Origin of the sequence: Olivibacter jilunii (assembly GCF_900607235.1) — a bacterium.
Classification (GTDB): domain Bacteria; phylum Bacteroidota; class Bacteroidia; order Sphingobacteriales; family Sphingobacteriaceae; genus Olivibacter; species Olivibacter oleidegradans.
In genome coordinates this window covers 202,595-227,044 of sequence record NZ_LR027853.1, presented here as the reverse complement: position 1 = coordinate 227,044, position 24,450 = coordinate 202,595, and the positions used below count along the sequence as shown (strand labels likewise).

Genomic DNA, 24,450 nt, shown 5'->3' with positions numbered 1-24,450 from the left:
TTTGTGAATATCTAACAGGCTAACGAGAACAGATTCAATGCTTAACATTTTTCGTTATTCACTATTGTGAGAAACTCAAGCTCAGAAGGGATTATAAATTAAGTACATTTGTGCTATGAACTCCGAAAACGAAAATTATTCATCAAGAAATACCGCTAAGAAAGGAACTTTTGCCGAGCGCAAAAATCGACTAGGGAATATGGTTAGTGGCCTTGGTAAGCTACCTCCTCAGGCAGTGGATTTAGAGGAAGCTGTTTTAGGAGCACTTATGGTTGAAAAAGATGCGCTATCAACAGTTATTGATATTCTGAAAGTAGACACTTTCTATAAAGATGCGCACCAGAAAATCTTCGAAGCCATCGTCAACTTATTTCAAAAATCTTCACCAATTGACTTATTGACGGTTACCGCTGAACTCCGAAAAATGGGTGCACTGGAAATGGTCGGGGGAGCTTACTATATAACACAGCTGACGGACAGAGTTGTCTCTGCCGCTAACATTGAATATCATGCTCGTATTATATCTCAGAAGTATATACAACGAGAATTGATTAAAATTTCAACCGAAATTATAAACAATGCTTATGAAGATACTGCGGATATTTTTGATTTGCTCGACACCGCAGAAAAAAGTTTGTTTGATATAGCTCAAAACAATTTAAGGCGAGATACCCGCAAGATGGACGATATCATGCGGGAAGCGGTTAATAACTTAGAACAGTTACGCGACAGAACGGATTCGCTTACTGGAGTTCCCTCAGGCTTTACAGCATTAGATCGTATTACTTCGGGTTGGCAGCCATCCGATTTGATTATTATAGCTGCCCGTCCAGCTATGGGTAAAACGGCATTTGTTCTAACCTGTGCACGCAATGCGGCTGTGCTGCATGATAAACCTGTCGCCGTTTTTTCATTGGAGATGTCCTCTGTACAGTTGGTCAATCGCCTTATTTCCGGTGAAACCGAAATAGAACAGGAAAAACTCAAAAAAGGAACCTTAGCAGATCATGAATGGACTCAGCTCCACTCACGGATCGGAAAATTAACAGAGGCCCCTTTACTGATTGATGACACGCCGGCACTGAATGTATTTGAATTTCGAGCCAAATGCAGGCGTTTAAAAGCACAATACGATATACAGATGGTGATTGTGGATTATTTGCAATTAATGCATGGAAAAGCTGAAGGGAAAGGCGGTGGAAATCGTGAGCAAGAAATCGGTAGTATATCACGTGCGCTAAAATCGGTGGCGAAAGAGCTTAATATTCCGGTACTGGCCCTTTCCCAATTGAGTCGTGCAGTTGAAAGTCGTCCGGGAGCCTCAAAAAGGCCTATGCTATCTGATTTACGGGAGTCTGGGTCTATCGAACAGGACGCCGATATGGTACTGTTTTTATACCGACCGGAGTATTATGGCATGACGGAAGATGAAGAGGGCCGACCAACTGCCGGTGTAGGGGAAGTCATTATTGCTAAAAACAGACATGGTGAAACGACCATTGTACCGCTGAAGTTTGTCGGTAAATATGTTAAATTCCAAGATCTAGAGGAAGATTTCGGTGGCGGGTCATTTGCGGACTCAGGAACTATGACTGATGATAATCCTTTTTCTGCCGGTATGATGCCATCGTCAGAATTTGGGAATATGGGCGGAATCATTACGCGTCCCTCCAGAATGAACGACATGGATGACGAAGCTCCCTTCTAGTTGTCAAATAAGTAGTAGTTTAGTTGTTAAGTAGTCGGTTGCTATTTCCAACTTAACTACTTCCTTACCTAACTATTTTTCAGTTTAACTATTTCCTAAACTTATCTTGTAAACTCTTCAGCATATCTTCTGTGATAGGGCCACTTTTCTTCTCTTTAGCCTTATCTAAATGTTGATTACCGCTATAGGGTTTATTTCCCCCATAGGGCTTTGTTTTCGGCTGTATCGCTACATCTGAGGCATTTGAAGGTTTAACGTTAGCGCCTCTATTATGTTGTATATTGCGGAAATCGGTCCATATTTTTTCTATACAGCGCTTGGTATATAACGGAAAGTCACCTTGCATCATCCAGGAATAATAGCTTGGCTCTATCTTGAACACTTCCACTACGCTTTTGCCTTTATGCTTACCAAAACTGAAAACCTCAACGCCATTCTCATCGTAAATGATACGGCCCGCAAAATCAACCGGTCTATTTAAATTGGTAAATCGGTGAAGCGCGTCTACATCGTTCTTTACAGGTATCGATTTATTGCCGCTTTTGTCTTCCCATTCAACGCCGTCATAACGCTGCACTTGGGCTAACAACACTTCATAGGTAGCACGAACATCAGCTTCAGCACTATGGGCATTTTCCAAAGTTCTATCACAATAAAACTTATAAGCTGCTTTCAATGTACGCTGCTCCATTTGATGAAAGATATTCTGAACATCGACGAATTTTCTGTTTTCAATGTCAAAATTAATTCCCGCTCTTAGAAACTCTTCCATCAGAACAGGGATATCAAACTTATTGGAGTTATAACCGGCCAAATCCGTATCCTCCAAGAAATCAGCAATTTCTTGTGCAACTTGCTTGAAGGTTGGAGCGTCTTTGATGTCCTCGTCGTATACTCCGTGTAAAAGTGAAGAGCTTAATGGAATGGGCATCTCCGGATTTATACGCATGGTTTTTACCTGTTCACTTCCGTCTGGCATCGCTTTAAGGATTGAAATTTCTACAATTCTATCCGAAGCAACGTTTACGCCTGTTGTTTCTAAATCAAAAAATGCCAATGGGCGTTTTAGGTTTAAGATCATTTCTTCTTTTTTTATGAATTCCTAATTTACTTTATTGGTTGGTAGAAAGGGATCATGCCTGGTATATCTATTAGCAAGAACATCCATTTATCCAAAAAAAATGATGCCTAATACAATTCCTATAACCATGATCGCATATAGCAGTAATTCGTTTTTTGCAAACTGCTTATATTGCGTCCAAAAACCAAAATTCTCTTCGTCTTTCTCTTTCATTTATTTGACCGCTCCTGCTCTTTTGAAAGATTTGTAATACCAACCGTCCTTTAAATTGCTTATAATAACTCCCTTTGAGGTTGAAGCATGAACGAATCTGCCATTATGCAAATAGACTCCTACATGATTGATGCTCGAACCTCCAAAACTAAAGAAAACCAAGTCTCCTTCTTTCAGCTGCCTTTCATATTTTCTTTTAACGGCATTTGCTTGATCCTCCGAACTTCGCGGAAGACTTTTACCATAAATCTCACTTATCAGTATCGCCGCAAATCCCGAACAATCTATACCGTTTTTTGTTGTTCCTCCATAAGCGTAAGGAGTACCAATCCAATCGTTTATAAAGCGATAAAGCTTTTCATTTTTCAGTTCACTGGTTTCAACCCCCAATAAACCGGCATAGTCAGTAAGCAGGTTCCCTGAGCTAACATAAAATCCGGAAGTTCCTGAAACATCTGTTAAAATATCTCCCTTCTTTCGATGATAGTTTTCACGTTTTAGAACGGACGATGTAGCTCGCCGTCTGCTCAAACAGCTTGTCAACATTCCCATCAGTATAATCGCTAGCAAAATAAAGGTGATATTTTGAATCGGAAGCCGCATGTATTGTTGTTAATGTTCAACAAAAGATTCTACTTCTTCCACATCTACTTCTCCTTCATTGCTTATATTCAGCAGCCGAACGGTTTTTATTTCGTTTACGAGTAAAGGGTCGTATTTAGCCCGTACTTTAACATAATTCTTCGAAAAGCCGTGCATATATCCTTCTTTTACGTCACTTTCGAAAAGCACTTCCATCTCATTGCCTAACTGACTAACATAAAATGCCCGTCTTTTCTTTTCAGAAAGGATATGTAACATTTTGCTTCTGTCCGATCTGGCACTCCCCGGCACTGCCCCTTCCATTTGTGAAGCTATCGTATTTTCCCTTTCTGAGTAGGTAAAGACATGTAGATAGGAAATGTCTAGATCATTAAGAAATTCATAGGTTTGTAAAAAATCTTCCCGTGTTTCGCCGGGAAATCCAACAATGACGTCTACTCCTATACAACAATCCGGCATTAAACTTTTAATTCTTTTTACCCTTTCAGCATAGAGTTCTCGTTTATATCGTCTACGCATCAGCCCTAAGATCTTATTAGATCCTGATTGTAAGGGCATATGAAAATGGGGCACGAATCGCTTGGACGAGGCTACAAAATCGATGATTTCATTACTCAGTAAGTTGGGTTCAATGGACGAAATCCGAAAACGGTCAATCCCATCGACCGCATCCAACGCTTTCACCAAATCCAAAAAACGATCTTCCCGCTGGCCTTGCCTAATACCGAAGTCACCGATATTAACTCCTGTCAATACAATTTCCTTTACACCCGATGCAGCAATATCTTTGGCTTGTTTAACCAACGATTCAATGGTTCCACTTCTACTGGCTCCGCGTGCAAGTGGTATGGTACAAAATGTGCAAGAATAATCGCAACCGTCTTGTACTTTAAGAAAAGTTCTTGTTCTATCACCAAACGAAAAAGCCGGAACAAACACATTGGTTTCCTCAATAGGTGCATTATGTATAATTGCCTTTTTCTGTTTGGTTAAGTCGTTAATATGCTCAATGATATTGAACTTTTCTGCTGCGCCAAGCACCATATCAACTCCGGGAATTTCGGCTATTTCCCGGGGCTTTAATTGCGCATAGCAACCCACAATAGTAATATAAGCCTGAGGAGAATATTTCAAAGCCTCTTTTACCACTTTTCTGCACTTTTTATCAGCATTATCCGTCACCGAACAGGTATTGATAACATAAACATCCGCTCTTTCGTTAAAAGGCACAGTTTGATAACCTGCATCCTGAAAAATCCGTCCGATAGAAGAAGTTTCAGAGAAGTTAAGTTTGCAGCCAAGGGTATAAAATGCTACTCTCTTATCCATTTAATTAGTTTTTGCGTTCAAAATGCAAGATGAATGCTCCGTCAAATGCGCCATGAAAGTAAGGTCCATATCAATTCAATCTTACATTAAACAACTTTGTTGTGCACCTTAAACAAGGTTTTAAATTGTCAGCGGCAAAAATACGTTTTTCTTTAGGCTTATTATAGGAACTGTCTCAGTTTTTATATAAATGCAACTAGTTTCGATACAGTTATGACAAATATGAACAGCTATTTACAAGTAGTGCTATCGTTCTTCAAGACAACCGTACAGGCCGTCCTATAGCTTGCAAACAACGCACCGTAAACCTCGCGACTTGATTGGATATCCTCGCAAAAATAGCTAAGTTTGCAAGGTCTACAATGCATCTCTACAGGAAGTAACGTTGCAATGTATAATCAGGCATTTTCAATGGATACTACACAAATACTTCGAAGGGCGCTTAATTTTGAATTCTTATCGAAAGAAGAAGGTATATATTTGCATCAGTACGCCTCAACTGCTGAACTAAGTTATGTAGCCAACGAGCTTCGAAAAATACAAGTACCTCACGGAAAGGTTACGTGGCAAATTGACAGAAACGTAAATACAACCAATGTTTGTATTGCTAACTGCAAATTTTGTAATTTTTTCAGGCGACCCGGGCACGAAGAAAGCTATATTACGGATATAGATACCTACAAGCGAAAAATCGAGGAAACGATACGATACGGTGGAGATCAGCTGCTGTTACAGGGCGGGCACCATCCCGATCTTGGCTTGAATTTCTACACCAATTTGTTTAAGCAGCTAAAAGAACTATACCCGACCATAAAACTGCACTCGCTTGGGCCTCCGGAAATCGCTCATATTGCTAAATTAGAGAATATGAGTCATATCGAAGTTCTCCGCGCCTTAAAAGAAGCCGGTTTAGACTCGCTCCCGGGAGCCGGAGCAGAAATATTAAATGATCGTGTTAGACGTCTGATTTCAAAAGGCAAATGTGGCGGAAAAGAGTGGTTAGATGTAATGCGGGCCGCCCATCAAATTAATCTCCCAACTTCAGCCACTATGATGTTTGGACATATTGAGACCGTCGAGGAGCGTTTTGAACACCTTGTATGGATCAGAGAAGTCCAAAGCGAAAAACCGGAAGGAGCCTATGGCTTTATTGCCTTCATTCCATGGCCTTTCCAGGACGACGGCACGCTATTAAAGAAAGTAAGAGGAATCACCAATAATGTAAGTGGTGAAGAATACATCCGTATGATTGCACTGAGCAGGATTATGCTTCCCAACATAAAAAACGTTCAAGCCTCCTGGCTGACCGTTGGCAAACGCGTGGCGCAGCTCTGTTTACATGCCGGAGCTAATGATTTTGGATCTATTATGATCGAAGAGAATGTCGTTTCAGCTGCCGGCGCTCCGCATCGATTCACGTCGCGCTCGATACAAGATGCGATCAAAGAAGCTGGCTTCGAACCGCAATTGCGTACACAAAAGTATGACTTCAGGGAAATCCCATCAGGTATTCAAGAACAAATCATCGACTATTAATTAATAGGTTAACGTTTCATGGAGAACATCGTACAGCATATTGAGGCATTAATTTTTGCTTCTGAACAGAGCGTGGAATTTTTTGACATTAAGCAAATTATTCGAGATGCCTTAGACTTGGAGCTATCAAACGAGGACGTAGAAAATGCAATTAAGCTTATTGAATCAAAATACGCTGACAGCGCATTTGCCATTCAACTGTATCATATTAATAACGGCTATCAATTTTTAACGAAGAAAGAGTACAATAAAATTGTTAATCAACTTCAGATCCATCGATCTAAAAAGAAATTGAGTCAAGCTGCGCTTGAAACGCTGGCTATAATAGCTTATCGGCAGCCTATAACCAAGCTTGAAATAGAACAAATAAGGGGAGTGAGCTGCGACTATTCCATACAGAAACTATTGGAAAAAGACCTGATACAGATCAGTGGAAAATCTGAAGCTATTGGGAAGCCGCTCTTATATTCGACAAGCAAACTATTTATGGACTATTTTGGGATCAATTCAACGGCGGATTTACCGAAATTGAAAGACATCTTAACTGAAGAACAAAGTATAGGAGAATCAACGGAATAGCTTCCATTTTTTTGTATTATTTTTTCAATAAATTACTTGACTGTTTTAAAATCTTTGTAATTTTATCAGCACAAAACCAAACAATATAAAACAAGCGTAACTAGTAGAATTGGAAATGAAAACGCCAAAAAAGACAGACAAAAAAATTGGATCAAATAATCCAGCAAAAAAAGCGGGTAAATCAGGTATCAAACCTAATGATTCAAAACCAACAAGACGTTTTGACGATGAAGATGAAGATGACTTCGATTTTAATGATTTGGATAACTTTGACAATTTCGACAATTTTGACGATGATGACGACTATTAGTCTTGTAATCACCGTATTATAAAATATAAAGCACTTAGTATTTATGCTGAGTGCTTTTTTATTAATGTTTTGGGGAAAGAATGATAATCCAAGTAAACGACAAAAGGCAGGAAAAGCAGTTTCTAGATGTTCCTAAAAAAATATATAAAGATGATAGCAACTGGATTTGTCCATTAGATAACGACATACGCCAAATTTTCGATCCTCAAAAGAACAATTTTCATAAGCACGGAGAATGTGCGCGATGGTTATTGCTTAAAGATAATCAACCCATTGGAAGAATTGCGGCTTTCATCAACCATGAGAAGGCCTATAAATCAGAATGTCCCATAGGCGGTATCGGCTTTTTCGAATGTATTGATAACCAAGATGCAGCTGGTAAATTATTTGATACTGCAAAGAAGTGGCTAGCAGACAGAGGGATGAGGGGCATGGATGGTCCGATTAATTTTGGCGAGAATGATAACTTTTGGGGCTTATTAGTAGAAGGATTTACCCAGCCTTCCTATGGCATGAATTATCATAAGCCCTATTATCTAAACCTTTTTCTCAGTTATGGCTTCAAAACCATATATGAACAGATTACAAACTATTTAGAAGTTAATAAGCCATTTCCTGAACGTTTTACTCGGATTGCTAATTGGGTGATGGAAAAACCGGGTTATACCTTTAAACATTTCGAGAAAAACAACCTACAAGTTTTCGCAAAAGACTTCATGGAAATTTACAATGATGCTTGGGAAAACTTCGAAAATTTTCAGCCTATTAAAATGGAAACGATCCTCGAATCGTTCAAGAAAATGAAACTGATTCTAGACGAACGTTTAATTTGGTTTGCCTACATCAATAATGAACCTGTCTCATTTATTTTGATATTACCGGATGCCAACCAATTGATTAAAGACTTCAAAGGTAAAATGAATTGGCTAAACGGCATTCGATTTTTATTGAACAGACGTAAAGTAAACAGGATGAGAGCAATTGTGATGGGAACGAAAAAAAATTATCAAAAGCATGGACTTGAATCCGCTCTTTTCATAAAGCTGAAGGAATATGTCCTTCCTCTCAAGAAGTATAAAGAACTGGAACTTTCATGGGTTGGCGATTTCAACAAGGAAATGCTGGCTATCCATAAAGCTACCGGAGCCCAATTTGGAAAGAAACACGCTACATTACGATATGTGTTTTAACATAAGCACGTTTCCATCACTTAGCATAAAGCTTTCTTAATTCCTCGTAAAGTTCGATTACCTTCTTTTGTAATTCGATTACTTCGTTATTTCTTTCCTGCAACTTCTTATTGGCTGCTTCTAAGTCAGAGTTATATTTCTTTTGCTCATCAGCATCATTGAAATTCAAAAGCTGCACCACTGTCATGTCAAAAAGTTTGGCAATTTGTTGAAGCCTTGAAAGATTAATATCGGTTATACCGGTTTCAATTTTAGAAAAAGCAGGAATAGATATGTCTAATCTTTTAGCAACATCCTCTTGGCTCCACCCATTTTGATGTCTTAATAACCTTATTTTTTTTCCTAAAGATTTCATTCGTAAAAAATTTGTTTTTTAATGGCCTCATGACTGTCCCGGTAGGTAGAGTTCCGCACATGATCAAAATGAGTTATTATCACCATCTTTTTAATTTTCATTAATCATGTAGACATTTCATTCGACTATTATTTTCACGTGTGTTAGCTTGACCCATAGACAAAGAGTATACAAGAAGAAGTAGGTATTAACCAATTGTAGCACTTACTATATCAAATATATATATAATTTTTAAAAATTAAAAAACTTATCTGATAAGTTAACTAGATTTATACCGCCAAAATTCCCTGAACTCATGAATAGCACATTTTTACCTTGAGGATCCAATTGGCTGATATACCCTTCTAGATTCTGTGCATCGTTAAAATATATTATATCGTCTCTATTAAAGGCTTTCTTTATAGTTAACGCTTCGATTGGCTTAATATTTTTTTGTCTGAAAGAATTTTGATCAATAAATACAACGGCTTCATCAGCCTGTTTCATTGTATCAAAATATTCTTGTAAAAACTCCTCATTTAGGCTACTAAACGTATGTAGCTCGATAATCGCTACTAACTTACTATTCGGATATTGTTCTTTTACTGCATCTATGGACGCTCTAACTTTTGAAGGCGAATGTGCAAAGTCTTTGTAAACAACGCTTCCGGCATAATCCGCAACATACTCCAGTCTCCTTGCTGCACCCTTAAAACTACCAATCGCCTGATAAAAATCTTCTCTACTGATTCCTAACCACTCACAAACAGTAAAAGCGCCTGCCAAATTAGAAAGATTATGCTTTCCAAATATTTGTAAAGCGATCTCCCCTTTGGAAGTTTTAAGATAACTTACTCCCTTATTAATGGTAAACTCAGGCAGCTTATACCCATGTTTATTGATATTAGAATTGTTATTAGAAACCAGATTCTGCACTTCCTTATCATCTTTATTATATACGAGCGTACCCTTTTCTTCTATGCTTTCGATAAAGAGCTTAAATTGTTCGACATATTCCTGATAAGTTGGGAATACATTAATGTGGTCCCAAGCTATACCACTTATCAGAGCTATATTTGCGTGATAAAGTAAGAACTTAGGTCTTCTATCAATAGCTGATGCCAAGTATTCGTCTCCCTCAATAATGATTAACGGCGCATCCTTTGTGATCTTAACCATCGTTTCGAAGCCCTCCAGTTTAGCCCCAACGACATAATCAAACGATCTTCCTAACTCCTTGAGAACGTGCATAATCATCGAGGTGATCGTAGTTTTTCCGTGGCTACCTCCTACAACGACCCGTGTCTTGTCTTTAGCCTGTTCGTAAATGTATGCAGGGTAGGAATAAATTTGTAAACCTAATTCCTGAGCCCTGACAAGCTCCGGGTTATCTGCTTTAGCGTGCATACCCAACACTACAGCATTAATGTCTTCCGTAATCCTTTCAGGATGCCAGCCTAATTGTTCAGGCATTAACCCATTCTTTGTCAGATTAGTTCTTGAGGGCTCGTATATGAAGTCGTCGGAACCACTCACCAGATAGCCTTTATTTGCTAATGCTATGGCCAAATTATTCATAACACTTCCGCCAATAGCTATAAAATGGACACGCATGTTATTTTCTTTTATGGTTTTGTTCAAATTTTGCGGCAACCCAATGATCTTTCACTTTTTTCTCCAAAAATTTCAGATTCAGTTTAATAGCAGCTTCTTCCAGTTGTCGTAGATCGTCTCCTTCGTAAAAACCACTAAGAAGAAGCTGACCATGGGGTTTTAAAACCGCAGAATAGGTCGGCAACTGATCGAGCAATATATTTCTATTGATATTGGCAAGAATCAAATCATATGGTTCTTGCGGAATTACTTCCTTTGATCCACAGTATATCTTTATAGCGGGGACCTGGTTTAGCTCAATATTTTCTTTTACACTTTCATAGCAAACGGGATCGTAATCAATTGCCACCACCTCCTCTGCACCTATTTTGGCAGCCAAAATCGCGAGTATACCGGTACCACATCCCATATCAAGTACACGCTTTCCTGCTACATGGCTATCCAATAAATACTCCATCATGAGTGATGTCGTTTGGTGATGCCCTGTACCAAAAGCCATCTTCGGATCTATAATAATCTCATATTCAAAATCGGGTTTAGGTGCGTGAAAGGTAGCACGAACATAACAGCGCTTATCAACCGTGATTGGCTCAAAGTTGCTTTCCCAAACTGCATTCCAATTTTTCGGACTAATCTCCTGAACGCTATAAGATACTTGAAAGTTTTCCGGCAAGGTAAGTAGTAAATGCTCAATAGCAGCCAGGTCCAATGAAGCACTAGCGATATACGCTTTAAATCCTGAGAGCGTATCCTCAAATGTATCAAATCCAAGAGCGGCTAGGTCATTAATAAACAGGTCCTGTTGCCACTCTTCACCTCCCACACAAACAAAAGTAAGTTCACTATAGTCCATATTATCGAAAAAAAAAGGTCTCCACATTTGATCAATCGGAAACCTCTTTGAAATGATAGAATTAGTTAAAAACCTTTACTATATCAGTAAAGTCTCTTGATTTTAATGAGGCACCGCCAATTAAGCCACCATCGATGTCAGGTTGTGAAAATAAATCCGGAGCATTTTTGGGATTACAGCTTCCCCCGTATAGCACACTGGTTTCATCCGCTACAGCTGCACCATATTTTGCTTCAATCTGCTTTCTAATGAAAGCGTGTACTTCCTGTGCTTGCTCCGGGCTTGCAGTCAATCCGGTACCAATTGCCCAAACCGGCTCATAAGCTAGGATTATTTTAGAAAAGTCGCTTGCCGACAGATGGAAAACACCTTTCTCTAATTGCGTTTTGATAACATCAAAAAAATCACCGGATTCGCGCTCTTCTCTTGTTTCGCCTATACAAAAAATCGGGATCAGGCCATGTGTAAGTGCTATATTTACTTTCTGTGCCAGTAACTCGTCAGATTCGCCGAAATAAGCCCTTCTTTCAGAATGCCCTAATATTACATACTCCGCGCCCGTCGAGCGTACTTGCTTTGCTGATATTTCCCCTGTGTATGCACCTGCATCTTCCTGATGTATATTCTGAGCACCCACAGACACATTTTCACTCTCTTTTGCTAAAGAAGCAATACTATGTAAATGGATAAAAGGACTGCAAACAATTATTTGCTGATTACCAATAACCTCATCTTTTACCATGTTAGCCACTTCTGAAAACAGGCTTATTCCTTCTTGGTAATCCATGTTCATCTTCCAATTACCGGCAACAATTTTTTTTCGCATGATTGATTAAATTTTGTTATTTCTTTGTTTTATTGTTATCTCAAAAACCTTACGTAAGATGGATGCTTCAATAGGGTCAAATTTACAATTACGCCTAGCAAAAACCAACTCTGCGGTCTCAAACATTTTCTCTAATTCATAAACACCTGCATTTTCTCCCGCGCCCCAAGAGAAATCGGGCACAAAGGTAGGTGGCACTTCGCCTCCAAAAATACTTGCAGCAACGCCAACTACTGTTCCGGTATTGAAAGCTGTATTAATAGCGCACTTTGCATGATCCGCCATTATCAATCCACAAAACTGCAAACCCGTGTTGCGGTAAGCATCCGTTCCGTAATGATATAGTTTTACGTTCTTATAGTTATTTTTTAAGTTTGAATTATTGGTATCTGCGCCCCAATTACACCACTCGCCCATAACACCACTGCCAAAGTATCCTTCATGTCCTTTGGATGAATTTCCCCAAATCAAACACGTATTTAATTCTCCCCCAACACGGCAACCCGGGCCAACAGTTACATTGCTGTATATCTTGGTACCTAATTTAACCTGCGAATTTTCTCCTAAAGAAAAAGGTCCACGAATCAAAGCCCCTTCCCATATCTCACTATTTCTCCCGATATAGACGGGTCCTTTCAGCGTGTTTATGGTACAACATTCAGCCGATGCACCTTCCTCCAGGAAAATGGCGTCACCCAGCAACTTAACTGTTGAACTTATATTTGCAGAAGTTCTTCCCTTGGTTAATAGGTTAAAATCTTTTATTATTTCCGCTCCATTTTGTAAAAAGATATCCTCCGGATAACGGATAGCAGTATAAGCCTGCCTATAAACAACCGGTTTATAAGCAGCAAAGTCATTGACGCAAGCTTCAGCTAAAGCTCTTATATCTGTTTTCGCGGCTATAAATTGTTTGTTTTCAATTAACTTTTCACCTACTTTAAGCCCATCAAGTGCGGCACATAACGTTGCATCGGGGCAAATACCTCCATTAATGATCAAGACATCTCCCACTGTTATTGATAAAGGATATTTCAGTTGCAGATAGTCGGCGCTGAGATACGAAACCGATACGTTCATCCACCTCGTCCATTTTTCAGCAATAGTTAACGTTCCGACTCGGAAATCACCTATAGGTCTGGTTAAGCTTAAAGGATAGAGATTAACGCGTTGTTCAGGATTATCATATAAAACAATGTGCATAAATTCAAAAATTAGTGGTTTGGTGCTCCGCTAGTATAGGGCTAAAAATAAAAAAAGTCCCGATAAAATACCGAGACTCTGTTTTATTATTAAACCGATTTTACTTTTTATTGTAACGGTTACGGAACTTATCAATACGTCCTGCAGTATCGACCAATTTCATCTTACCAGTATAAAATGGGTGCGAAGTGTGGGAGATTTCTAGTTTTACCAAAGGATATTCCTGACCATCTTCCCATTGGATAGTCTCTTTCGTGTCGATACAAGACTTAGTTATAAAGGCATAGTCGTTTGACATGTCCTTAAACACCACTAGTCTGTAGTTTGATGGATGCAAATCTTTCTTCATTATGATAACCGTTTACTAACATCTTGCCCCTTTGTCATTTTACAGTCGTGGTAAATAATATCAAGGGTTAACGATGTATATATTTTTAATTGTTAATTTCGTTTAAGGCTGCAAAGATAGTTATTAAAACAAATCAAACAAAATATATCGACTAATTTTTCCACATTACTAAAAATCAGCCGCTATTTTTCTTTTCCACGCAATGAGCAGTTTGGTCATCCTACTGTATCGTTTTAAGCCCTCAGGCTGATTGTTTAGCTGCAGATATTCATTATAAAACTTGGAACTGGCATGGGTTAAAACACCATCGAACCGCCGCCAGTAAGCTTCTTCTTCCTTTGCATCATTCAATACAGCGGGATCAATCAATTTCAACATATTGAAATATGCATCTCTATCCTGAAAGGCGAGCTGGTTAAGCAACATAAAGACGGCATTATAATAGGCTGCGTATTGAAATAGCAGATCCTTGCTTTCAGTACACAATATAAATCCGATTAAATTAGCTTCGTCTTCAAAGCCAATACCGGCCTGATGACCAAGCTCATGGCAGGCTGTAAAGGGTTTTGAAAAGATCGGCATTGAGGTGTTTACTTGTGCTTCCTGAGTAAAAGGATTGAAATATCCCGCCACACCGGTATAATTTACTTGAAGATTTGTAATGGGACTTTTAATTGTTGGCAGATAACTAAAAATGTAGGGTTGGAGCGTACTATTGCTTGCTATAAGATTTTGAGCTTTTAGAAAAATTGCTTCGTTTGATATTTGCAGATCGGTTTCTTTCAATTGTTTCCTAAAAGAATTGGCCCTTTCGATACATAAAGCAGTAACTTCTAAAAGCTCACAAGATTCTCCGATTTCCATTTGCAGTCCCATCCTTTTTTCAAGCGGTAATCTGAAATAATTCATTCCCCAGAAAAGATAAAAGCAGACCATTAAAACAAAAACCATGTTTAGAGCCTTTAAAGCACGTACAAGAGCTGTCGAATAATTTTTTCGAAAAAGGTTGACAACTATTGTGATCAAAAAGACGAGAAAGACCAAAATGCCGAGAAGGTACAAGCAATCGCCTAAGCTAAAAGGAATCCATGCCGTTATAGATTGTCCGACAATAGCAAATACCGGGAACAGCTTCCCACTGTAGAATCGCTCTACGAGGCTATTATACGTTGATAGCCACCAAAAAAGAACCAGCACGGCAACGAGCACTGTACTTCGCCGAATTTGCTGAACGACTTTTTCCCCCATTCTTAAAACGCGCTAATTAGCTCTCTTGGTCAAAGTAGAGCTTATAAAAATGCTTGCCTCTTTCTTCATCAAAACCTTTCTCAATATATTCCCGTTTGCCGTGGATATAGACATGAAAATTTTTATCTAACTTTAAGATAGATTTGAAAATCTTCGATTCCTTTTTAACTGCTTGACCGGAAATTTCGAAACCGTCTCCTATTGTTAGGTCGTGCATCTCTTCAAAGTTTGCTTTATAATCTCTGAACATTGTGATAGCTGCCGGATTACCTAGTACTTCTTCTGTAAACTCATCTAGCTGAAAGACTTCCTTTTCTTTAAAATACGCGGCCGAACGGTTTAACAGATCAATCTTGTCTGCCTTTTCCATTTCAAAGGCTTCTTCTAATTTCTCGTTTACAAAAGCTTTACAAACTTGCATTAGATTACCTGTCTGATGAAAACTGTCATTTCTGACAGTTACTTGCATGAAGTCATCTTTCCAATAGACCGCCTCATTTTGTCGATTCGTTTGGTCTACCGCCAACACTTTGTAACCTTCTTCTTTTTCTGTATCAACAATTAAACAACCTTTATCCAATTTGTGTATGTTGATGGCTTCTTCTTCGTAATCTACTTTAAAAGCGCCATGCTCCGGATACACTTTTAAATAGGTTTCTTTCGTCTCCGATTTAAAGATGCCAACACCTCGAAGTCTCTCTCCTTCCAGCTGTACTTCTTCGAACTGCACGACATAGACCTCTCCTGCTTTTATTTTCGGATGGCTGGAAGACTCGTACAGATGCTTGGTAACCTGCTGGCTCATTGAATGAAAGTCGAGCTCCCCTTCAAAGAATAGGTGCACAAAATGATAAAGTTCATTCAGCTCCCGTTCACCGCTATTATGGCTCAATCGATACACTTCATTCACTTTCTCGAAAGGCGTTAGAAAATATTGCATTAACAGTTTCTGCAATAGCTCGTCCTGAAGAGTTAACGGTTGTTCCGAAAGAATGTAATGCTCATCTAAGGCCTTATTTCCTACACGATGGATAGATAGTTGCGTTAAAGAAGCTTCAAAGAATGATAACATAGTTTTTTGATAAGACGAGGACAAAAATAGTATTATTCTTTTTTCAAGAAGAAACGATGCATAAATAACAGCTGATAAGCTATGCTGTTCGACCAATATTCCCAATTATGGGCACCAGGTCTCGTTATATAGTCGTGTTCTATATTTCTATCCATCATTTTCTTATGAAGCTGTTCATTAACGGTATAAAAAAAATCAGCCGTTCCACAGTCGATAATAATAGCCAACTTATCAGGCATTAGCAGATGTAGTAAATTAGTAACGGTATGTTCTTCCCACGATTCGGGATGTTCCGACAGAGCCCCTAATCGTTTTGATAAATCCCAATTAGCAGGAAACGGCCGAATGTCAACGCCACCTGACATACTTCCTGCCGCACCAAATAAATCTTGGTGTCTGAATGCTAAATAAAGCGCCCCGTGCCCGCCCATGCTTAGCCCTGTAATTGCTCTGCCATTACGAGATCTTACCGTCTTATACTTCTGATCGATAAAGGGTATTAATTCCTTCACGATATAAGTTTCATACTTGAATTGCGGGTCAATTGGACTATCTAGGTACCAGCTGCTGAAACCACCATCCGGGCAAACAATGATGTATTGATAATTATCCGCTAGTTCTTGAATAGCCGGTACTTTTGTCACCCAGTCAGCGTAATTGCCACTGTATCCATGAAGCAAGTAGACAACGGGCAGCGCCTTTTCTCCATTATATACTCGTGGTGTTATAACAACTGCTTTGATCGTTTTCTTCATTGATTCACTTGTAGTAAGAACCGTATCAACTTTCGCAGCATAGGCTGTGAAGACAAGAAAACAAAAACTTAAGGATAAGAATATTCTATGCATATGTGATAATTTTAATATAATTTATCGATAGCCGCTTTAAAGGTATTGCAATGAGCGTCAACAATATCTTTAATATGTGTGGAGTATCCACCTCCCATACTGACCTGTACAGGTACTCCGAAACGCCTACAATATTCAAAAACGATTTCATCTCTTGTCTTGCATCCCGGTTTACTTAGCGATAGCCAACCTAATTTGTCTGTCTCCAGAACGTCCACCCCTGCCAAATAAAATACGAACTCAGGCTTCACCTGATTAAATAAGGCTTCTAAGTTCTTTTCAAGAATCCCTAAGTACTCTTCATCTCCCACACCCTCCGGTAAACCGATATCCAAATCGGAATGCTCTTTTCTAAACGGAAAATTACGTTGACAATGCATTGAAAAAGTAAAAACGCGTTGCTCACTTTTAAATATATCAGCCGTTCCATTTCCTTGATGCACGTCCAAATCTATTATCAATATTTTTTTCGCCTTCTTTTGCGATAAAAGATAATGAGCTCCAATAGCCTGATCGTTCAATAAGCAAAAGCCTTCTCCCCAATTGCTTCCGGCATGATGAGTACCACCGGCTATATTGAACGCAATTCCATCTTGTAACGCATGGTCGCAACACTCAATAGTCCCCTGAACAATACTGATTTCCCTATATACCAGCAGCTTACTTAAAGAAAAACCTGTTCGCCTTATCTCTTTTGTGGAGAGATTGAGGTTTTTAAGTTTCTCCCAATAAGTGATTTGATGGGCCAACGTAATATAATGTTCGTCTACCTCATGAGGCCTAAAAAAAGCGTTTGGAAGTACGGTCCCCTCATATACAAGCTGTTCAGGTATTAATTCATATTTCAACATCGGAAAACGATGTCCGACAGGCACAGGATGAACATACAGTGGATCAAATGCAATCTTCAGCACTTTAATTTAATTGACAAACTTAAAAAGCACTAAAATAGTAAAATCGGTGAACTACAAAATAATTGGATCAGAATCTTACTTTCTGCTTAAAAAAGTACGCTTCTGTGTGTTGGAATAATTTAGAATGCTTCGTATAATAGCCAATAGTATAAGAATAATCCCGAACGCGCCTACATAAATTAACGAATGAAAATAAGGATCTGCCTCTTCAAATCGTTTCATTAAAATCCCGTATATGCCCCATATAATAATCAGCCCGTAAAATATGTTGTGCTTAAAATAGACAGTAACCGTTCCTAATACAGCTGCTGTCAGCAATAGAGCATAACTTACGTAAAGATCTACTGCCGGATTTGCTAGCCATCCTAAAGAAACCAACCATGCCGCAAAATTGGCTAAACAAGCAATCGTTATCCAGCCAAAATAGATACTCAAGGGTAATTGGGTAATAAAAAGTGAAAGTTTTCCCTTTTGGGGAATCAGCAATTGAAGGCGTTTGGCCATATAGTATAAAGTAAAAAGCTGAACCAGTAATAATACAAGTGATAACCCTGGTATATCGTTTAACCAAGTATATACCCAGGTTGCAATAGCCAGTTGATTGATGCTAAAAGAAAAGCCAATTTGGAAAACCTCTTGATTCGTTACAAATTGTTGCTGTTCCGAAAAAGCTTTTATCAAATGAACGATCAACATGAGGAACAGAGCGGTATAAATGACAGACCAAATAGAGAAAGTGAACGCGGCCGGTGTTATTCCGGATTCATATTTAGCAGACATTTCGCCCATCGTGTATCCACCGATGTCTCGTGTTTGGCCTAACATGGATATTAGAAATGCGAAGCAATAACTAATGAAATTAATAATCGCCAACTGCCTAATGTAACGCATAACAAAGAGTCTTTTATACGCTAACAAACAGACCCGTAGAAAGTTCAAATGGCTTACGGTAAAAGGGCAAGTAATTGTATCAGGTATCTCTCGTCTATTTCATCAAAATCAGCCAATCGTTCACTATCAATATCAAGCACACCGATAACATCCCCACCCTGTCGCCTTACAGGCAATACAATTTCTGATTTTGAATAGGAACTACAGGCGATATGGCCGGGAAACTGATCTACGTCAGGTACAATCAATACACGGTTCTCTTTCCAAGCTGTGCCGCAAACACCCTTACCCATTTGTATACGTGTGCACGCTACCGGCCCTTGAAATGGTCCCAACACTAATTCATTATTTTTAATTAGGTAAAAGCCGACCCAAAAAAAATTGAATTGTGCTTTAAGTGCCGCGGCCATATTTGCCAAATTGGCTATTAAATCTTGTTCGCCTTCTAGCAAGGCCTCTACCTGTGGTAACAAAGATTGATATTGACTCTCTTTTGTGCCTTTCGCTATAACTAAATCTTCTGCCATGTTTGTTTTTGCTTTCTTTTCGGCACGAAATTATTTATTTTATGCTGCTTTCCCTAGAGAGGACTGCTATCTAAAAGCAATATTTATCTTAGCCCCCGTTATATTCTCAATCATTGGTTTAAAAATAATAGAAGCATTTTCTTTCGTCTTACCTAAAACATTCATCTCCTGCGCATTTTTCAGCAAGCGCTGCTCCGCCAATTGATAAATACCTTCAACTAGATTCTGCGTATCACCCGGTAACCACGCTCCCGAGATATCATAAACTTTGGATCGCTTATGATCCAAACGCACATAACAGATCTCGGGTTCAGGCAAATAGATAGTTACCGAATCCGAGCCATTTCTAATAATATCTTCTTTCTTTACTTTTCTCAAGTCTATACAACCGGCCACCTCTCCTACCGCTATGAAAAGCACACGCTGATCGGGAAAAAAATAACGTAATTCTTTTCGTTCAAGGACATCCTTCATTGAATATTTAACCAGCTCTAATTTGCCAATATCGGTAATGCGCTCAACCATTACATCGTCCGCCACCTGTACTTTTGAAGGTCCCAGATCAAATTTGTAATAGATAAACCACCCCGATACTAAAAGTACCGCAATTAGCAACAAAATAACGATAGTAGAAATTGTTTTCCTCAACATACTTTTTAATGCTTGAACAATTGTTAACCTAAAAGGTTTAATAACGCATTAGCAATCATATCTCTTGTGACTATAGGATTGCATTATCCCGCCGCCATACGGTTTATAACTTATCTAGCTCTGTAAAACCGTTTTAGTAAAAAAGAAAAATGAATAAATCTACAAGCGCAATTTCTTTCTTAGCATATTTATCACTAATATTGAATTCTATATAACTTCAGAAAGCTAAACAAGACTACACTATAAATCGGATGAAAAGAAGAGCAGCAATCAAAAGCCTTTTTATCATAGCAGGAGGTATTGCTATTTTACCGTCCTGTTCGGGAGAGGCTGGAAAAGCATCCATTCAGTTGAACAACTTGGATATCAATGCTAAGCAAGAGGATCTGTTAGCTGAGATTACAGAAACAATACTTCCTAAAACAGAAACTTTCGGATCCAAAGAGCTGAATTTACATCTCTTTGTGTTAAAGATGGTGGATGATTGCCACAATAAAGTGGATCGAGATAGCTTTGTCAAAGGACTTGATCGCATAGATATCCTGGCAAAAGAAAAATTTTCAAAAGAATTTACAGTATTATCAGCTCAACAACGCACACAGTTATTACAATACATAGCAAGTAGTGAAAAGGAAACCGATGAACAACGTTTTTACGATATTACAAAAAAACGAACAATTCAGGGTTTCTTAAACTCTCAATATGTAATGAAAGATCTGAAGCAATATGAACTGATTCCCGGGAGATATAATGGGTATGCCAAAGTAGAAGAATCAACTGATAAATTAAGCTAAAGGAAGTACAAATGTCAAACATAAATATTGATAGCATAAAGGAACGTACATTTGATGCTATTGTTATCGGCTCCGGAATCAGCGGGGGCTGGTCAGCCAAAGAATTAACGGAAAAAGGGTTAAAAACGCTGGTGTTAGAACGTGGAAAAGATGTCAAACATGTGGTAGATTACCCCACCACCAACATGTATCCTTATGAATTTGAACACCGGGGCGAGGTTCCTTTAGCAATCCAAGAAGCGGCACCTATCGTAAATAGATGTTATGCTTTTCGAGAGGATGCTATGCATTTTTTCGTAAAAGATAACGAGCACCCATATGTACAGGAAAAACCTTTTGATTGGATTCGAGGCTATCAGGTGGGCGGAAAATCTCTTTTGTGGGCACGACAAACGCAACGGTGGTCCGACTATGATTTTGAAGGCCCTGGCAGAGACGGTTTCGCAGTAGACTGGCCAATCCGATACAAAGATCTAGCGCCATGGTATAGCTATGTCGAAAAATTTGCCGGCATTTCCGGAAATCGAGATGGTCTAAAAGAGCTACCGGATGGTGAATTTCTTCCTGCCTATCCACTAAATGCCGTTGAGGATTATTTTAAGGGTGTCTTACAAAAGAAATATCGCGGCCGACATGTTATCAGTGCACGTTGTGCGCACTTGTCTAAACCCAACCCCATCCATATAGAACAAGGTCGGGTACAATGCCAAAACCGGGTTCTTTGCCAACGTGGATGTCCGTTCGGCGGTTATTTTAGCAGTAATGCTTCCACGCTTCCATGGGCACAAAAAACTGGGAACCTAACATTACGGCCATTCTCAGTCGCCCATTCCATCATTTATGATGAAGAGAAAGGTAAAGCAATAGGGGTCAAAGTTATCGATGCGAACACAAAAGAGGAAATAGATTATTTTGCAAAGATCATTTTTGTGAATGCAGCCGCCCTAAATACAAACCTTATTCTCCTAAATTCGACGTCAAACCGCTTTCCAAATGGTTTAGGTAATGACAGTGGCCTATTGGGAAAATATGTAGCCTTTCATAACTACAGCGCAAGGATCAGTGCCGAATACGATGGAATGAAAGAATATAAAACAGATGGGAGAAATCCAGCCGGTGGTGGCTATATTCCTAGATTTAGGAATGTTCATAAGCAGGAAACGGATTTTATTAGAGGATATGCAGCAGGATTTTCCGCTTACCGGTCACCTAACCGCGATATGTCGGGTTTAGGAGTAGATCTTAAGGAACAACTATTAAACGCTAAACCGGGCCCTTGGCGTGTTGGGTCTCATATGATGGCTGAAACCATTCCGAAAGAATCAAATTATGTAGCTTTAGACAGTGATAAAAAGGACGCGTGGGGCATTCCGCTGCTTAAAATAGCTGTTGATTATGATGAAAATGATGCAAAAATGAAAGCGGATTACATTGAGCAAATGACCGAAATGTTTACTACCGCCGGTTTCACCAATATACAAGCAAATACAGCCGGACAAGCGCCTGGCTTAGATATCCATGAAATGGGTGGAGTACGGATGGGAAGAGACCCCAAGACTTCTTTGCTCAATAAATGGAATCAGCTTCACCATTGCAAAAATGTTTTTGTTACAGATGGAGCGTGCATGACTTCCACATCTACTCAGAACCCATCGCTTACCTACATGGCTTTCTCAGCTAGAGCGGTTGATTTTGCTGTTAATGAAATGAAAAAAAATAACCTGTAAAAAAATTTGTTGGGGCACGTCGCCTTATATTGCAGCGCTTCTGCCCTAACAGATCATCTCTCCTCCATTGGCTACTTTTAAACCTTCCTGAAAACTTTCTGTCATAGTACTAAAGAAAATAATTTCGTAAGGTTAAAAAAGCAGACGATGAAAACACTGAATAATATACGCATATTACTTTTTTCCCTTAGCTTTATATTTATTGTTGGCTTTGGTAAAAAAGTAAATGCACAACCTGGAATAACTGTATCATTCCAGCAGTTTTACGACGAACTTTCGCCCTATGGAGAATGGATCGATGATCCTGACTACGGATATATATGGGTACCGAATGTCGATCCCGATTTCCAACCTTATGCAACCAACGGCAGATGGGTAATGACGGATTATGGTAATACCTGGGTATCTAATTATGATTGGGGCTGGGCACCATTTCACTATGGAAGATGGAACTATAATAGACGATTTGGATGGTGCTGGGTACCTGGTTATGAATGGGGGCCCGCATGGGTAAGTTGGCGATCAGGAGGTGGTTACTATGGCTGGGCTCCCTTAGGCCCCGGTGTAAGCATCGGTATAAACATTAACATTCCCTCTTCATACTGGATTTTTGTTCCGCAACGCTATATCTTAAGTACTTCCATACACCGCTATTACGCCCCGAGAAGAACCGTTGTAAACGTTTATAACAGAACAACGATCATTAACAATACCTATGTATATAATAATCACCGATATTATTCCGGTCCAAGAAGAAGTGATATTCAACGCATTACGCGATCTTCTGTACCGGTACATCGTATAAGTAACGCAAGTAGACCAGGGTCAGGAAGAATAACAGGTCGGTCGCTGGAAATCTATCGACCAAATGTAAGTAGAAGCAATCAGGCAAGACCAGCTAGGATAACTTCCGCTGACAACATTCGGTCGAGTGCAAATAGATCGAATGATAGAAAGACCGATAACTTTAGGGGCGGATCAACGACTAGGCCATCTAGTCGAAACGGAAATATAGCGAACCGGGCATCGGGTCGTATAGAGAGAAGTCCATATATTAACGGAAATGAGAAGACCGAAAGACCAAATCGTTCGAGCGTTGGGCCGTCAAGAAATCCTAGTAGCGAAACTCGGATAAGGGAAAATCGCTCGCGTATACAAGAGGCGCCAAATAACATAGAACGACCTGGAAGAGTGAGAAGCAGTGCCGGCAGTGCCCGATCTAACGGAGACAATGCACCAGGCGTAAGGCGTTCTGAAAGACAACAGCACACACGACCAAGTGGTCCTTCCAGAATGCCAAGAAATGAGCAACCACGGATCCAGAGGAGTGAACAACCGCGATCGAACGCTCCCTCAAGGAGTGAAAGGCCCTCTAGAGGCCAAGATCGCCCGGAAAGAATTTCAAGAAATATCAGAGGATAAAAAACAGAAGGCCCGCATATCGGGCCTTCCTATTTAGGGTTTAAATCGTTCAAGTATACGTTTGCCGGTTTTAACCTCAATACCTTTTAGCTCAATATATTTAACGTCAGGCTTCCAAAAAGTTCCGCCATCACCGATTCGGATAAATATTCTCTCAAGTACGGATTCCTTACCATCAATATTTGCGTAGACACGATAGCTTCCTTTTGCGTCCTTCTTTAATTTCAGTGGTAACTTGCTATATGCAACGGAACGAACGTCATAGCTACCATCGTTCAATTTTTTCGTATTAATACCGTAAGCAAATTTTCGCTGAATAAAATTTAATTCCTTTCGTATGCCCCCTTCCGGATAACGGATCCAAAAAGCATGAATCGGGCTACCTAAATCGAGTCGACCACCTTTATCCACATTTAACGCATAACAAATGGTATTTGTGTTGGGGTCCCGCTGTATATAAAACAGCAAATGTTCCACATCCTTAGGTATAGGAAATGAATCGATATAAGCATGCGTATCTTCATATGCTGCCGTAGAAGCATAAGTATTGGGCGAGTATGTTGCCAGCCCAACACCCAAAAGAAGTGCATAAAACAATGATTTAACTATATTTATATTCATAAAGACA

At 39.4% G+C, this 24,450-nt stretch carries 26 protein-coding genes; 8 read left to right on the top strand and 18 right to left on the bottom strand.

Annotation, left to right across the window (positions count from 1 at the left end; genetic code table 11):
- Positions 1-115 precede the first annotated feature (115 nt).
- Complete coding sequence (gene dnaB / locus E0E36_RS19290; RefSeq protein WP_013666321.1) at positions 116-1,708, top strand: replicative DNA helicase; 1,593 nt, start codon at positions 116-118, stop codon at positions 1,706-1,708.
- An 88-nt stretch (positions 1,709-1,796) separates the two neighbouring features.
- On the opposite strand, the gene E0E36_RS19285 is transcribed toward dnaB, so the two are convergent.
- From E0E36_RS19285 to mtaB, 4 genes are all read right to left on the bottom strand, one after another.
- Positions 1,797-2,789, bottom strand: a complete 993-nt coding sequence (locus tag E0E36_RS19285; protein ID WP_013666320.1) for a 3'-5' exonuclease — start codon at positions 2,787-2,789, stop codon at positions 1,797-1,799.
- 87 nt (positions 2,790-2,876) lie between these two features.
- The gene (locus E0E36_RS28210) at positions 2,877-3,002 is read right to left on the bottom strand and encodes a hypothetical protein (protein ID WP_256377661.1); all 126 of its coding nucleotides are present in this window, start codon (positions 3,000-3,002) and stop codon (positions 2,877-2,879) included.
- Positions 3,003-3,605: an NlpC/P60 family protein gene (locus tag E0E36_RS19280; RefSeq protein WP_130857377.1), complete on the bottom strand. Its 603-nt coding sequence runs from the start codon at positions 3,603-3,605 to the stop codon at positions 3,003-3,005. It lies immediately after the preceding gene.
- A 9-nt stretch (positions 3,606-3,614) separates the two neighbouring features.
- On the bottom strand, positions 3,615-4,934 hold the full coding sequence (gene mtaB / locus E0E36_RS19275) for a tRNA (N(6)-L-threonylcarbamoyladenosine(37)-C(2))-methylthiotransferase MtaB (protein ID WP_130857376.1): 1,320 nt from the start codon (positions 4,932-4,934) through the stop codon (positions 3,615-3,617).
- A 411-nt stretch (positions 4,935-5,345) separates the two neighbouring features.
- Here mtaB and mqnC point away from each other — a divergent pair, with 411 nt between their 5' ends.
- The 4 genes from mqnC (at position 5,346) to E0E36_RS19255 (ending at position 8,549) form a co-directional block, all read left to right on the top strand.
- On the top strand, positions 5,346-6,470 hold the full coding sequence (gene mqnC / locus E0E36_RS19270; protein WP_041387426.1) for a cyclic dehypoxanthinyl futalosine synthase: 1,125 nt from the start codon (positions 5,346-5,348) through the stop codon (positions 6,468-6,470).
- A gap of 18 nt (positions 6,471-6,488) precedes the next feature.
- Positions 6,489-7,049, top strand: coding sequence for an SMC-Scp complex subunit ScpB (gene scpB, locus E0E36_RS19265; RefSeq protein ID WP_013666316.1), 561 nt, complete (start codon positions 6,489-6,491; stop codon positions 7,047-7,049).
- A gap of 115 nt (positions 7,050-7,164) precedes the next feature.
- A complete protein-coding gene (locus tag E0E36_RS19260) occupies positions 7,165-7,359 on the top strand; it encodes a hypothetical protein (RefSeq protein WP_013666315.1) in 195 nt (64 codons plus the stop codon).
- Positions 7,360-7,439: 80 nt separating this feature from the next.
- Positions 7,440-8,549: a hypothetical protein gene (locus tag E0E36_RS19255; RefSeq protein ID WP_013666314.1), complete on the top strand. Its 1,110-nt coding sequence runs from the start codon at positions 7,440-7,442 to the stop codon at positions 8,547-8,549.
- Between the two features lie 16 nt (positions 8,550-8,565).
- Here the strand turns inward: E0E36_RS19255 and E0E36_RS19250 are convergent, their stop codons facing one another.
- The 13 genes from E0E36_RS19250 to E0E36_RS19190 all read right to left on the bottom strand — a co-directional run bounded on the left by E0E36_RS19250 (position 8,566) and on the right by E0E36_RS19190 (position 19,879).
- On the bottom strand, positions 8,566-8,904 hold the full coding sequence (locus tag E0E36_RS19250; RefSeq protein ID WP_013666313.1) for a helix-turn-helix domain-containing protein: 339 nt from the start codon (positions 8,902-8,904) through the stop codon (positions 8,566-8,568).
- Positions 8,905-9,135: 231 nt separating this feature from the next.
- Positions 9,136-10,497, bottom strand: coding sequence for a UDP-N-acetylmuramate--L-alanine ligase (locus E0E36_RS19245; RefSeq protein WP_130857375.1), 1,362 nt, complete (start codon positions 10,495-10,497; stop codon positions 9,136-9,138).
- 1 nt (position 10,498) lies between these two features.
- Positions 10,499-11,350 carry a 50S ribosomal protein L11 methyltransferase gene (gene prmA / locus E0E36_RS19240; protein ID WP_130857374.1) on the bottom strand — a complete coding sequence of 284 codons (852 nt, stop codon included), beginning with the start codon at positions 11,348-11,350 and terminating at the stop codon, positions 10,499-10,501.
- 61 nt (positions 11,351-11,411) lie between these two features.
- A complete protein-coding gene (gene tpiA / locus E0E36_RS19235; RefSeq protein WP_013666310.1) occupies positions 11,412-12,176 on the bottom strand; it encodes a triose-phosphate isomerase in 765 nt (254 codons plus the stop codon).
- A gap of 6 nt (positions 12,177-12,182) precedes the next feature.
- Positions 12,183-13,379 (bottom strand): putative sugar nucleotidyl transferase, encoded by a 1,197-nt coding sequence (locus E0E36_RS19230; RefSeq protein WP_130857373.1) that lies wholly within the window; start codon positions 13,377-13,379, stop codon positions 12,183-12,185.
- A gap of 100 nt (positions 13,380-13,479) precedes the next feature.
- Positions 13,480-13,728, bottom strand: coding sequence for a type B 50S ribosomal protein L31 (locus tag E0E36_RS19225; RefSeq protein ID WP_013666308.1), 249 nt, complete (start codon positions 13,726-13,728; stop codon positions 13,480-13,482).
- 168 nt (positions 13,729-13,896) lie between these two features.
- Positions 13,897-14,976, bottom strand: coding sequence for a DUF3810 domain-containing protein (locus tag E0E36_RS19220; RefSeq protein ID WP_013666307.1), 1,080 nt, complete (start codon positions 14,974-14,976; stop codon positions 13,897-13,899).
- Positions 14,977-14,992: 16 nt separating this feature from the next.
- On the bottom strand, positions 14,993-16,048 hold the full coding sequence (locus E0E36_RS19215; protein WP_130857372.1) for a nucleoid-associated protein: 1,056 nt from the start codon (positions 16,046-16,048) through the stop codon (positions 14,993-14,995).
- 32 nt (positions 16,049-16,080) lie between these two features.
- Positions 16,081-16,896 carry an alpha/beta hydrolase gene (locus tag E0E36_RS19210; RefSeq protein ID WP_013666305.1) on the bottom strand — a complete coding sequence of 272 codons (816 nt, stop codon included), beginning with the start codon at positions 16,894-16,896 and terminating at the stop codon, positions 16,081-16,083.
- Between the two features lie 11 nt (positions 16,897-16,907).
- Positions 16,908-17,810, bottom strand: coding sequence for a histone deacetylase family protein (locus E0E36_RS19205; RefSeq protein ID WP_130857371.1), 903 nt, complete (start codon positions 17,808-17,810; stop codon positions 16,908-16,910).
- Positions 17,811-17,885: 75 nt separating this feature from the next.
- Complete coding sequence (locus E0E36_RS19200; RefSeq protein WP_130857370.1) at positions 17,886-18,701, bottom strand: hypothetical protein; 816 nt, start codon at positions 18,699-18,701, stop codon at positions 17,886-17,888.
- Between the two features lie 53 nt (positions 18,702-18,754).
- Positions 18,755-19,228, bottom strand: coding sequence for a GAF domain-containing protein (locus E0E36_RS19195; RefSeq protein ID WP_130857369.1), 474 nt, complete (start codon positions 19,226-19,228; stop codon positions 18,755-18,757).
- Positions 19,229-19,294: 66 nt separating this feature from the next.
- Positions 19,295-19,879 carry a DUF4230 domain-containing protein gene (locus tag E0E36_RS19190; protein WP_130857368.1) on the bottom strand — a complete coding sequence of 195 codons (585 nt, stop codon included), beginning with the start codon at positions 19,877-19,879 and terminating at the stop codon, positions 19,295-19,297.
- 251 nt (positions 19,880-20,130) lie between these two features.
- On the opposite strand from E0E36_RS19190, the gene E0E36_RS19185 reads away from it, so the two are divergent.
- The 3 genes from E0E36_RS19185 (at position 20,131) to E0E36_RS19175 (ending at position 23,822) form a co-directional block, all read left to right on the top strand.
- Positions 20,131-20,673 carry a gluconate 2-dehydrogenase subunit 3 family protein gene (locus tag E0E36_RS19185; RefSeq protein WP_013666301.1) on the top strand — a complete coding sequence of 181 codons (543 nt, stop codon included), beginning with the start codon at positions 20,131-20,133 and terminating at the stop codon, positions 20,671-20,673.
- An 11-nt stretch (positions 20,674-20,684) separates the two neighbouring features.
- On the top strand, positions 20,685-22,400 hold the full coding sequence (locus E0E36_RS19180; RefSeq protein ID WP_130857367.1) for a GMC oxidoreductase: 1,716 nt from the start codon (positions 20,685-20,687) through the stop codon (positions 22,398-22,400).
- A 147-nt stretch (positions 22,401-22,547) separates the two neighbouring features.
- Positions 22,548-23,822: a DUF6600 domain-containing protein gene (locus E0E36_RS19175; RefSeq protein WP_130857366.1), complete on the top strand. Its 1,275-nt coding sequence runs from the start codon at positions 22,548-22,550 to the stop codon at positions 23,820-23,822.
- Between the two features lie 33 nt (positions 23,823-23,855).
- Here the strand turns inward: E0E36_RS19175 and E0E36_RS19170 are convergent, their stop codons facing one another.
- The gene (locus tag E0E36_RS19170; RefSeq protein ID WP_130857365.1) at positions 23,856-24,443 is read right to left on the bottom strand and encodes a DUF4833 domain-containing protein; all 588 of its coding nucleotides are present in this window, start codon (positions 24,441-24,443) and stop codon (positions 23,856-23,858) included.
- Between the last annotated feature and the right edge of the window lie 7 nt (positions 24,444-24,450).